Origin of the sequence: Bradyrhizobium sp. 33ap4, assembly GCF_032654765.1 — a bacterium.
Taxonomy (GTDB): domain Bacteria; phylum Pseudomonadota; class Alphaproteobacteria; order Rhizobiales; family Xanthobacteraceae; genus Bradyrhizobium; species Bradyrhizobium australafricanum.
The window spans coordinates 110,425-122,442 of the sequence record NZ_JAUMTJ010000025.1; the positions used below are offsets into that span (position 1 = coordinate 110,425).

Below are 12,018 nucleotides of genomic sequence, written 5' to 3' on the forward strand. Positions count from 1 at the left end.
AGCGATACCACCAAGCCTTGGTGGGGGCGTTCTGCGTCCGCTGCAGTCGCCCGGCCGAAAAGACCGGCTGGGCGTTTTTGCCGATCGCGGGTCGTGACCGCGCTTTGATCGCCGGCTTTGTCATCAGCCGGTGAGCACGCCAACCATAGTAAGGCCTGACGGCTTAAAGGTGCGGCTCCGCACGCATTCGCTTCATTTGGACAGGAAGAAACGGCGTCGATGAATACAGAACAACTTGGCTCAGGCTCTCCTTCCGAAACTTCCGATTCGGAAACGTCCGAGCCGGGGGCTCCGGCCACGACGCTGTGGCGCGAAGCGCTGACGGATGCGCTGGCATTCGCCGGTGAGGCATCCAGCCGGCAGCATGAGACCTTGGCGGACTGGGCTGCCGAAGACGGGCAGGGGCAACATGAGAATCGTCAACAGGCGGTAAGTCGAACGATGGATTGGCGGCAGACGGGCGACCTCAATGAGGCCCTAGATCTGTCATCGCTGTCCCTGACCGCCTTGTCTGGACCGATCCTGGCCGGGCTGCGTCGCCTGAACGTCGATGACAATCAACTGGACAGCCTTCCCGCGGACCTTCCGGCTGGTCTCCGGCGGCTCTATGCCAGCAATAATCACTTGACCAACCTGCCTGAGCTGCCTGCTGGCCTGCGACGGCTATATGTCATCAGCAACGGGCTCACCAACCTGCCGGCACAGTTACCGCCCGGGTTGCGGCGCCTGAACGTCGATAACAATCAGCTGGCCAGTCTGCCTGATCGCCTTCCGGCGACGCTTGAGGAACTGGACGCCAGCGGCAACCGCCTGAGCAGTCTGCCCGACCTTCCAGCCGGGCTCCAGCGCCTGAACGTCGATTACAATCAGTTGACGGCTCTGCCCGAGCCTCTTCCCCCCGGGCTCGAATGGCTCAGCGCTAGCCATAACGAGCTGACCAGTCTGCCCGAAACGGTGCCTCCCGAACTGCTATGGCTCGGCGCCAGCAACAACCAGCTAACCAGCGTACCCGAGACCCTGCTGACACAGCTAAGTCATGACTCCAGTGTTGATCTGGAGAATAACCCGCTCCCCGATTGGGTGCAGGCCGGCCTGGCGACAGCGATACATGCCGCAGGTTATGCGGGTCCGCAGGTCTTTTTCTCGATCGCCGAAGGAGCTGTGGAAGTCCAGCCGCGGTCTCTGCAAGAGGTTGTCGCGGACTGGCTCGAGGCCGAGCCATCGGTAATGGCCACCTGGCAGTGCTTCGAACAAGAAAGGGGAGCCCCGGAATACGCGCGGTTCCTCGAGCGGCTGTCGAGAACAGTGAGCTCTAGCGATCAGGAGTTCCGGCGGACGGTGATTAATGATCTGCGGCAGGCCGCGGCGAACAGCAACTTGCGCGAGCAGTATTTCGACCTGGCCCTTGACGCCAGTGAAACGTGCGAAGATCGGGTCACGTTGACCTGGAACGCGATGCAAAACGCACGCATGATCGAGGACGTCAAGAATGGCGTCTATGATAATGACGGTCGCCTTGCCGATCTCATCGATCTGGGCCGGGTCATGTTCCGCCTGGACGCGCTGGAGGGGATTGCCCGCGAGAAGGTCGAATCGCTGCAAGCCGACGGTCGCATCGGCGATGTCGACGATATCGAGGTCTACCTTGCCTATCAGACGAAGCTGCGGGAGCGCCTGGGACTGGAGCACATCGCTCCAGCTATGCGCTTTTTCGACGTCTCGGAAGTCACCGACGCTGATATCGACAGGGCAGAAACGGTCGTGCGGGACAAGGAGGCGACGGAATTCGCTAACTATTTGGCGACGCGCTGGGAACCTTGGGAGGTGGTGGTGAAGCGCATTGCACCGGAAGCCCATAACGTGATGGAGACCCGGCTCCACGAAGCAATGGGAGACGAGTTCAAGCACCGACTGAATCACCGGCTCGCGGGTCTTCAACTGATCGGCGACGAGGACGCCGAGCGGTTGCTCGGACCCGAGATCTCAAATGAGATCGCCAGCGAGATCAAGGGCGGGCTAATGCGCCAGGTGCTTACTGAGCGCGGCCTCCAACTGTGAAGCCGCATTCAATTCCAGGGCCTGCCAGTCCGATGCTTCCTATCGGCGGGTCACTACGGCGGGGTAATCTGGGTAGGCGGGGCCAGGCAATCAGGGGTCTTCCGCATACTTGGTGCCGTATGAGCGATCAGGATTAGATAGGTTGTCCGGTCGTTCTCAAGCAGCCAAGAGCGCGCGACGACGCATGCGGGTGGCGCCAAGCACATTTGTGTGCTGTTGCGCCAGACCTATCTACGCCTCGCTAAGCGCGCAGCCATCATGATCGACCGCTATACTCACGCTCATCAGTTCAAGCGCGCCCGGTGCCTCCTTCGGACACGGCTTGGCCGGATCATTCCTGATATCCGCCGCAAGATCGGTGACGATACAATGCTGGAAGCTCGCTTCGGCCCACTGCTCCGGTTTAGCGCAGCCGGTTGCGCAGCCAGGATCAGCATCAGCGCGGTCCAAAGATCGATGCGTTACATGCGCCGGAGGTCGAGCGCAACGGCAAGGGCAAAGCCCGCGCTCCTTACGAGTTCGGCTGCAGGGTCAGTATCGCCACCCTTTGACGTCTCCGAAAGGGCAGACAGTTCCTCCTCCTTGCCAAGGCATTGCATGGCAATCTCTTCGACGGGCACACGCTCGGCCTTGTCATTGCCTACATGGAGAAGCTCACCGGCGTGGAGCCTCGCCGCATCCACGCGACAAAGAGGCATCATGGTCACAACCACCCGCATCGGTTCAGGGTCTGGATCTCGGGCCAGTCAGCCGCGTCACCGCTCCATCCGTCGCGAGATGAAGCGTCGCGCGGCTATCGAGCCCGTTATCAGCTACGTCAAGGGCGAACATCGCACGCAACCATCTCAAGGGCCGCCTCGACGACCGCATCAAAGTCGTCCTTGCCGCCGCCGGCTACAACTTCGGACTGCTCCTCCCATGACTGGCAGAGTTTTTGCGCGTCATCCGCGCCTTCGTCGAAACCGTCCGTTCACAACATTGCTTGAGCCGGGCGCTGCACCGGATCTTCACGGACGAGTGCATAATCGAGATGGAATCCTTATCGCAATTGCATTCGATCACGCACCCTATCGAGATAGATGGCGAGCCGGAACTTCAAGTTACCCTGGTGCGCCGCAGGCTCTCGATATTCGTCGCCCGAGATCGATAAGGCCCCCGCAGCATCACGCTCGATTCCAAATCGCGAAACATGGTGTAATTTCGTCGGATCCACTGATGCAGTTCGGAGGACCAGTCCTTCTCGTTGCGCAGATATCCGGTAAAGGAAAAGCTAAGTCGGTCTATATATCTCTTTAGAAACAGGGGCAGCGCGGGAATTCGAAGCACCCGCTCTGTATCCATCGCTTCAGGTAATCCTCCGCACAGCACGAATTCATTGTGGACGGTGACCAGCGACGCCGGAGGAATCTGCCGCCGCAGCATTTCATAGCCACGAAAGGAGATTCGGTCAGCGCCCGCAACGAAGAGGATGATAGGCGCGACATGGCAGCGCGCAGTCTCTTTCATAAAACCGATCTCCTCGCACATCTTGAAAAATTCATCGAAGGCGTGGAAGCCGAGGTCGATCACCTTGGCTACCCGATCGTGAATGATCAGCGGGTCCATCAGCTGCATCTTGCCATAAGTATCGAGCACATCTGCGGTCTCCGTAATGTTGGGAAGGTAATCGAGCAATGACGGCTCCTTCAGATTGACATCGAAGGAGAGCGCCGTGCCATTTTTCAGCAGCAAGTACTCGCTCACGAGGCGAGCGACGAGGGTTTTGCCGACCTGCGGGCTAGGAGAGCAGATGATATAGATGGGTGTCGCTAACATAGCCAGCAGATCAATCTCGCTTCGTGCTTGGGCTCAACCCGTCGCTCGTCGATAATGCGATTACTTCTCGGCACTCCGGACTGCTGACTTGGCGCCGGCCAATTCCGTCAGGTTGATGCGATCAAATTCGCTCCAGACATTTGCCAACCAGTGCCGTACATAGCCGCGCAGCACGAAGGAGTTGTTCGCCGGCTCATCATTCCGCCCCTTATTGGCGACGAAGTCTACGAAAGGGACAGAAGCGACTTCGACCTGCTCATAGGCCATCTCGTTGAGCTTCGGTATGGTCAATTCGGTCGCATGCTTGATACGGTGAAAATAGGAACTATAGGTCGATTGGTCCCACTGGAAGAACTGAGTGTCGTTGATGAAGTTCTTGACCAGATAGTACTTTGCGCCGCCCATGAAAGTTGCGGTCTCGGCGATCTCGTCCAGCGAAGCGATGGATGATCCCAGGATATGGAATACGGCGAAGGTGATCTGGCCGGACCGGGCCGAATCCAAAAAGCCGATGTCGCGCAAGGAGGCCAACGCTGTGGATAGTAAGCCGGCCCGAGCGTCGATGACAGTGACGGACAGTCCTGAATTTAGGGTATCGAAGATCTTCATCTGGTCCGCAGTCGTCGTCATATCGACGATCTCGGTGATTGCGGGATAGAAGCGCTTCAGCGTTCCCCGCGGCGATTCCGTGTCGAATGCGCGTGTTTGCACGTTATTGACATTGAAGTAGTCAAGGAGCGTCCGTGACACGGTCGTCTTGCCAACTCCTCCTTTGTCTGCGCCCACCACAATCACAACTGGCTTCACCATGGAATTCTCCTGAGACACTCGCTATCGCCGCGCGAACTGCGCAAACGGCGAGTCTCTGCTTTGGGTGTGAACATGGCAGAAAGAAGGGGCAATCGAGTCTTCGATCCGAGAGCGGCGCAACTGATGAGGTTTTCCAACGTCAAGCCATCAGAGCTTTTTTGATTGCAGCGGCGATGCAGTCGAGAACAGCAGCTAATCACCCGTGATCGTGCTTCACGTGAGGTTTGTGAGGAGCTGAAAGAGCAATTAGTCGAAGAGTCGCCTCTGCGCAGGTGATGGCCGTCGCGATCACCATCAACTGCACAGTTCCAGCTCTTTGACCAGCATGACATGACTTGAAGCTCACGTAACATCAGATTGTAGACTTGGTGGAAGCATGATCGAGGCAGTGCCGCGCGGCTGCGTAGACGCGTTCGGCCCGTCGGGTCGCACGGCTGTGATGACTTGGTCGATCATCAAACATCTAACTTGACAGTCATGGCGGTCGTCTTCGGCAGGTGACGTGGCTAGTCAGTTCGAGGATGACAATGAAGTATCGAGCCATCGGTCTGTTGAAAGACACGCGGCAGGTTTGAGCGCTGGAGTGGAAGCGTAGCCACTTTAGCTCCCGGCGAGCCGAAGTTGCCCCGTGAAGAAGGCGGCGGCCGACCGCTGCGTGCGGCCGCGTCCGAGATGCTTGTTGGGGTCACAGCGGCCCACGTGACGCCTGCGCGTAAAGCGAGGATCTCCAATGGAAGACTGCCATCAGGCTCGCCTCCAAAGCACCTGAAGAACGTCGGTCGGACATCGCTTCCCGACGTCAAATAGGTCAACAGAGCCGAGGCTCCGGGCCGCGCGCTCAGCCTGGCAATTTGCGGACGTGGTTGGCGTGATCGGCACGAATTCGAGCTGGAGCCGAATGCGCGTGCGATTTTTTGCAGTCTTTCAGCGCTTGGATTCGCTACACCGCGCTCAATCTCGGCGACCTGACGCGTCGTATGTGTGAAGAGCGTCGCGAACTTGGGGTGCGTTGGCCCAGAGCATGCCGCACAACGATGGACGTGAAGGCAATTCGGAAGAAGGTCGGACTAACGCAGGAGGGATTTGCTCCGCGCTGCTCTGTAAGATTGGCCAGCCTTTGGGAGCAAAGGCGATATGCTCCCGATCAGACCGCGCGCGCCTATCTGACGATTGTCCATCGTGATCCGGTCGCCGTGGAGCGCTGGCGCAAGAGTGTGAAGCTGCTTGAGTGGCTTAAGGGGCGCCCGCCTCGCGCACGCCCGACGTGAGGAGGCTTTCACGGCGTACACTCGACGACCTGCACCGGCTGATCTGTGCATCTGATGTCGAAATTGCTCTGACCGGATCGGCCCCTTATTTAATACCGACAGCACCGTTTATCGACCGATCACTCTGACCGTTTGGTCATGGCCTTTTCGATTTGGTCGGCAAGCTGCAAAACGGGCGCCGAGATGCTCGTACAGATCGCGCTTCTTGTCGTCAGTCGCACTTTTTGCTACCGCATATCCGGCTTCGGCATGAAGCTTCTTCACACCCGCCTCCACGTCCTCCATGGGGCCACCGACCCTTCAGATTACCCTCTAGAGGTTGCGCTGTAGGGCAGGTGTCGATCCACTGGCGCCACGGTACATAACGCTGTTCCTCGACGGTAGCACCAGCTGAGCACAACTGTAAGGCGCCTAAAGGCGGATACTTATCGCGGCAGATCGAGTAAGGAGGGGAAACAGGAAGCGTCGACTTCATAGCTCCTGCGTCTTCGTCCCGGAGCCTCCAAAAGAAGCGATTTGTAGTGCTGTGAGGACTTCCGGTTGCCGGGGATCGCTGCTTGAGCCAGAAGTGAAAGATCGGCAACAAGACAATCGGTGAGCGCTCATTTGTGCGGCTCAGCCGTGAGTCCGAGAGTTGAGCTCGATCCCCTGTGGTTGCCAAGTGCCAGTTCTCCACCGGAAGGAGAAATGGAGAGTGAGCCTCGTGGCTACGAGCCGGGTTACCTACAAGCTAATTGGGTTTTTTCGGTAAGGTGGGTGATGGCGTGGCGCTTAGCTGCTCGGTGTGTGGCGGCGGCGTCGTGACCGATGGGACAGGGGACGACTGGGCTTCGCCAAGGGGGGCGCGGCCGACGATAATGGTGAGCAGGCCCGGGCCCCACAGTCGCTGCGCGACCCGCTTGGCGTCCTCCAACTTCACGGAGTCGACGACGGCGTTGTGCTTTTCGAAATAGTTGATCGGTAGCTTGTCAAGCTGATGCTGCAGCAGCGTGCGCGCAAGTTTTGATGATGAGTTGAGCGCCAGCATTTGCGAGCCCTTCAGGTAACACTTTGCGTCATCGAGTTCCTGCTGGGTCGGCCCTACCTCGGCGATGTGGCGGGCTTGCTTCTCGATTTGTTCGACCGTCTCGCCGGCGCGATCGGCTCGGGTCGCGCATTTGCCGACGAACATGGCCGAATGAGTCCTCCAGACCAGGTGCTCACGTACGAAATAGGCTAGCCCGCGCTTCTCGCGGACTTCGCGGAACAGCCGCGACCTCAGACCTGCACCGCCGAGGATGTGGTTGACGACATAGGCGGCCATGAAATCGGGCTCGCTGCGGCGAACGCCGGGACCGCCGAAAGCCATGACTGTCTGCGGCACATCGAACGGAATGAATGCGCGCTGCGGCGGCTTTGCCACGACCACGTCGGGTACCGGCGTCGAGTCCGCCTTGGCCGGCAAGCCGCCAAAGGTCTTGTCGAGAAGCTTGCAGAGAACCTCTGGATCGACGTTGCCGACCACCGCGATCTTGAGCGTGTCTCTTGCGATCACGCGACGGACATGGCTCTTGAGGTCCGCGACTTCGATCTTCGGCACACTTTCGACCGAGCCTGCGGTTGGGCGGGCATAAGGATGATCGTTGAAGGCGACCTCAAGGAACTTGCGACCGGCGAGTGATGATGGATCGGTCGAGTAATGCCGAAGGCGCGCAAGTACGCTGGCGCGGATCCGTTCGACATCGGTGGGGTCGAAGCGGGGCGAGGTTAGCGCCATCCTTAAAAGGTCGAAGGCCTCGTCCCCGTTGTCCTCGAGGGTGCGCAAGCCACCGCAGAAGTGATCGTGGGTCGATCCAAAGCTTAGCTCGATGGCGCGGCGGTCGAGTCGCTCATGAAAGGCCTTGAAGTTGAGATCGCCGGAACCTTCGTTGAGCAGGCCAGCAACCATGTGGCCAACCCCGGGTTTGTCGGTGGGATCTTGGGTCGCGCCGCCCCCGAAAGCGAATTCCATCGCGATCAACGGGACGGTGGAATCTCGGACGAACCAGGCTTCTATACCGCAAGACGAGACCAGACGCTGGATCTTGGTCGTGATGGCGGCAAGCGAAGGTGGCGAGGTGAGCATCGCGATTGAGAGCGACGCGCCGCCGAGGAGAACCTCGCGTCGTGTGCAAGAATAGGTCACTGCAGCTTCTCCCCGTGCTGTGGCGCTGACTCTTTGATGAGATAACCGGTCACCGAGCGTCTCTTGTCGAGCCATTTGCGTGCGGCCGCCTGCACCTGCTGGGCGCCGACGGCGCGGATGCCGTCCGGCCAGCCTCGGATATCGTCGATGCTCCGTCCCGTCGTCAGGCCGCGGCCATACCAGCTCGCGACCATTTCGTGATTGTCTTGGGCGTAGATTGCTTGCGCAATCAGCCGGGTCTTGACCCGCTCGAGATCTTCGGCAGTCGCCGGATGATGCGCAATGTCGGCGATCACCTCGTCGACGGCGCGCTCAATCCGGGCGAACTCGACGCCAGGTTTTGGTGTGACAGAAATCCCGAATTGCGAGGGGTCGAATGCGTTAGCGTGGTAGCCCGCCGATGTACTGACCGCGAGCTGCTTGTCGATTACCAGCGCGCGATAGAGATATGAGTTGACGCCACTGCCCATCAGTTTCCCAAGCACCTCAAGCACTGGACTCTCCCCGGCAGCCGCGGTGCGAGCCGACGGTACGAGATAGCAGCGGTGCAAGGCTGGTTGCTCGACGCGGGGATCGGCCAGCGTCACGGTGCGCAGCGCGGCTGGGGTCGGTTCCTGCGGTCGCAGGCGTTGAGCGGGGATCGACGGCTGCGGGGGGATGTCGCCAAAATTCTTCTCCACCATCGCGTGGATCTCACTGGCTTCGACGTCGCCCGCGATGATCAGGATGGCGTTGTTCGGTGCGTAGAAACGCTTATAGAACGCGAGCGCATCCTCGCGCTGCAGCTTTTCGATCTCCTGCCGCCAACCGATCACAGGACGGCCGTAGGGATGGTTGAGGTAAAGCGCCGCCATCATCTGCTCGGCGAGCCGCGCACCCGGATCGTTTGCGACCCGCATATTGAATTCCTCGAGCACGACGTTGCGCTCGGACAGCACGTTCTCATCTTTGAGCATGAGACCGGTCATGCGGTCAGCTTCAAATTCCATCATCTTGCCGAGGTGCTCGCGCGGCACATGCTGGAAATAGCTGGTATAGTCGGTTCCGGTGAACGCATTTTGGTTGCCGCCGACGCGCAACACGGTCTGGGAAAACTCATCCGCCGGATGTTTGGAGGTGCCCTTGAACATTAGGTGTTCGAGGAAATGCGCCAGCCCCGATTTGCCCGGCGGCTCATCGGCGGCCCCGACCTTATACCAGATCATCTGAGTCACAACGGGTATCCGATGATCCGGAATCACCACCACCTGCAGGCCGTTATGAAGCACAAAGCTAGCCGGTCGATCTGACGCGACCGTGTTCTGGGCGAAGACGCTCTCCTCCTCGGGAAAGTATAGGTTACCATCCGTGCTATCATCTGTTCTGTGTTCGATCGCCAGGGCGGTGCGCGTCATCGAACCGATGGCGTCAGTGGCGATACCTCCCGCCGTGGCGGTGACCGAACGCCCGTTCTTCATGGCATCGCCTTCCATTCAATAGAGATTCACGTGCTGTGGCGGACAGACCGACAAAGCGGGAAGCTGCACACTGTTTGGCAAGCAATAGAGCAAAGGCCGGGCCAATTGCCCGATGGCCCGCGCACGGCCGAACGACGCGCCATCCGGACGCAAAACAAACCCGGCCCGGTTGTTCTGGCCAAACATCAAGCGCCGGCATGTCGTGAGCACGACGTTGCGCACGAAAGCCCACAAAGGTTGGCGCCAATTAGCAACTTACAGGGAAGGACGGATTGAGCCGCGATGATGCCGAATCAACTTTCGCGAGGGCTCGCTGGTAGAATCTCGCTCTACACCGCAAGTGACTTGGCAATATTTCTCATGGTTGCGAGCCGAGAATTAGCGATGAGCTCCTTGGAGTACACTGTGCCGAAGTAGTCCAGGACGAAGGTGCCAGAATAGCGTAGATTTGCGCTCGCGCGGATTAGGCTATCGAGAATTGGGCCGACTTGCCCAATGCGGTCGCGATAGCGCGCGCGGATGACGTTAACAGCGTTCATCGAGTGAACCGCCTCGTCGGCAATGACCTCCCGCAGCCAATGATGAAATTTAGTGTTCCCAAGACCGTCATAAAACGGCTTTTCTGCTGCGTAGGCGCGGCAAGTGCACATCTCGTCAAATGCGATCATAACCATGAGGGAGAATTCGTCCGTTAGGTGCTCAGTGATTGGACCAAAATCATGCGGTCGAGCGTCCAATCTCTCTCGAAGATCCCTCTCGGATCCATGAGCGACAAGTTCAATGATGCGGATGAAGCCATCGGTGTGGCGCTCTTCATCGATCGCCCAGGCGTCGAGAAATGCCGCAGCTTCATCGGTAGCGATGAGGTTTCGGTCGGCTAGTTCTTGTTTCAAATATCGGGCGTCATACTCCGTATACAGATCAGGCCACAATTTATCCCAGCGTGCGCGTATGGCCGATGGTTCGGCGGTGAACATCGCAGGCGTAAGAGCGTTGAACAATTCTTTTGGACTCCAGTTCCGTCGAACCGGCGTGATCATCCGAGTCCCCTCGTCGCGAGCGCTCTGGCGGACAAGTTGTCTTCTTGTCTTCCCGATTGTCTTCCCGCCCGATTGTCTTCCCGATTGTCTTCCCGAACCCTGGTAGAACCATATTAGCTACATACGGGCACGTCGTCGCCTCCAAGTTTTGGTGGGGGCTATCCGGGCATACACTTCTCGCCGTAATCCAGCGTCCCCGTTAAACAGCCAGCACAAGCTCATCGCAGTGCGAAGCAAGCCGATATACTCATGATGACCGCTGATTGGCTCGAACGCCCTCTCCGCGAAGCCGACTGGACCAGGCGCACTGATCAATACGGATAGTATCGCTAGGCCACCATCGGCCGACTGCTCGGGCGCGCTATATCTTGAACCGCTACCAGTTTTCTGTCGCGCAGCTTCGAGCAATGGGCACGCGCCCAGGCAGCGTATTGTGCTAGGATGCCGGTCAGCGGTTAAATAGATCCGAACATCGGAACGATGAGCAATTGCTCCCGTCGATCATCATCGCTGTTCGGCACGAGAGCTGCCATTCGCCCTCCACTGCTGTCGCTCTGCTGTGTCCGATTTGATACTTTCATGTCTCGACGGCGACGCCGCATTAGCAGGGCGTACGGAGCGCTGTATCAAGCACGTGTCTTTCCTGTTCGTGGACGGCAGCCTCTCAGGGATCTTTTATGGCACGTCGTTTGCTCGTCGAGCAAAGGGACCAGATTGGCCCCGCAATTGTAGGCGAGAGCACAGACGTGCCAATTGGTGACCACGAATGACACGCGTGGGCTCTGCTCAGGCGTCGTCGTCCTTATACAACGACAAAGGAGATGGTGATGACGAAAGAGAGCGGAATAAACGATGACATCGGCATTGCAGCCGGCGCGTTTCAGGACTTCACCAAGCGAGTCATCGGAACGCAAAATGAGCTTTTGAAAAAGTACTCAGAGGCCTATTGGCACTGGCAGGAGCGCCTTCAAACCGAATCGACACAATTGACGGAGTTCTTCAAGGAAGTCTCCTCCACGACTTCAGCGCCCGACCAGATCGGCGTTCTTCAGGCCTGGATGAAAGGCGCCAAGCAGCGGGTCACGGAGGATTTTATCTATTCAATTGAAACCGCGAAAGCTCTCACTAATGTCGGATTGCAGGCTTGACTGGTTCCCGGCCATCGCAAGGTAGCGGCCTCGTAAACACCTGGAAGATAGGGTGACGGGTGAACCGCTATGGTGTGCCTGGCGATTCGTGTACCTATCGACCACATATTGTCTCTTCCTGAGTCTTAGCGGCGGCTTATAGTCAGCCTAAAGCGGGATGGGTTTAGGTTGAATCGATTTGGGATTGAACGAAGCCGCTTACGCGGCAATTGAGGAGGGATCGCAAGATCGGGCTCCTGTCTGAGAGGATTGCGGGTT

General features: G+C 58.5%; 8 protein-coding genes and 2 pseudogenes. 3 read left to right on the plus strand and 7 right to left on the minus strand.

The features are described from left to right. The first annotated feature begins 219 nt into the window (after positions 1 to 219). A complete protein-coding gene (locus Q2M23_RS20775) occupies positions 220 to 2,058 on the plus strand; it encodes an NEL-type E3 ubiquitin ligase domain-containing protein (RefSeq protein WP_316396842.1) in 1,839 nt (612 codons plus the stop codon). Positions 2,059 to 2,253: 195 nt separating this feature from the next. Continuing rightward, positions 2,254 to 2,974 (plus strand): annotated as a pseudogene (locus tag Q2M23_RS20780) (IS5/IS1182 family transposase); the annotation flags it as partial. A 179-nt stretch (positions 2,975 to 3,153) separates the two neighbouring features. Here the strand turns inward: Q2M23_RS20780 and Q2M23_RS20785 are convergent. The 7 genes and pseudogenes from Q2M23_RS20785 to Q2M23_RS20815 form a co-directional block, all read right to left on the minus strand. After that, positions 3,154 to 3,873 carry a hypothetical protein gene (locus Q2M23_RS20785; protein WP_316396843.1) on the minus strand — a complete coding sequence of 240 codons (720 nt, stop codon included), beginning with the start codon at positions 3,871 to 3,873 and terminating at the stop codon, positions 3,154 to 3,156. A 60-nt stretch (positions 3,874 to 3,933) separates the two neighbouring features. After that, entirely contained in the window at positions 3,934 to 4,683 is a 750-nt protein-coding gene (locus Q2M23_RS20790) for a hypothetical protein (protein WP_057018235.1), read from the minus strand. Positions 4,684 to 5,189: 506 nt separating this feature from the next. Further along, positions 5,190 to 5,648 (minus strand): annotated as a pseudogene (locus Q2M23_RS20795) (helix-turn-helix domain-containing protein); the annotation flags it as partial. 411 nt (positions 5,649 to 6,059) lie between these two features. Next, positions 6,060 to 6,215, minus strand: a complete 156-nt coding sequence (locus tag Q2M23_RS20800) for a hypothetical protein (protein ID WP_316396844.1) — start codon at positions 6,213 to 6,215, stop codon at positions 6,060 to 6,062. A gap of 466 nt (positions 6,216 to 6,681) precedes the next feature. Further along, positions 6,682 to 8,055 carry a pitrilysin family protein gene (locus Q2M23_RS20805; RefSeq protein WP_316396852.1) on the minus strand — a complete coding sequence of 458 codons (1,374 nt, stop codon included), beginning with the start codon at positions 8,053 to 8,055 and terminating at the stop codon, positions 6,682 to 6,684. Positions 8,056 to 8,111: 56 nt separating this feature from the next. Next, positions 8,112 to 9,587: a pitrilysin family protein gene (locus Q2M23_RS20810; protein ID WP_316396845.1), complete on the minus strand. Its 1,476-nt coding sequence runs from the start codon at positions 9,585 to 9,587 to the stop codon at positions 8,112 to 8,114. Positions 9,588 to 9,901: 314 nt separating this feature from the next. Continuing rightward, positions 9,902 to 10,612 carry a hypothetical protein gene (locus tag Q2M23_RS20815; protein WP_316396846.1) on the minus strand — a complete coding sequence of 237 codons (711 nt, stop codon included), beginning with the start codon at positions 10,610 to 10,612 and terminating at the stop codon, positions 9,902 to 9,904. A gap of 827 nt (positions 10,613 to 11,439) precedes the next feature. Between Q2M23_RS20815 and Q2M23_RS20820 the strand changes: the two genes are divergently transcribed. Further along, positions 11,440 to 11,760 (plus strand): hypothetical protein, encoded by a 321-nt coding sequence (locus tag Q2M23_RS20820; protein ID WP_316396847.1) that lies wholly within the window; start codon positions 11,440 to 11,442, stop codon positions 11,758 to 11,760. Positions 11,761 to 12,018: the final 258 nt, after the last annotated feature.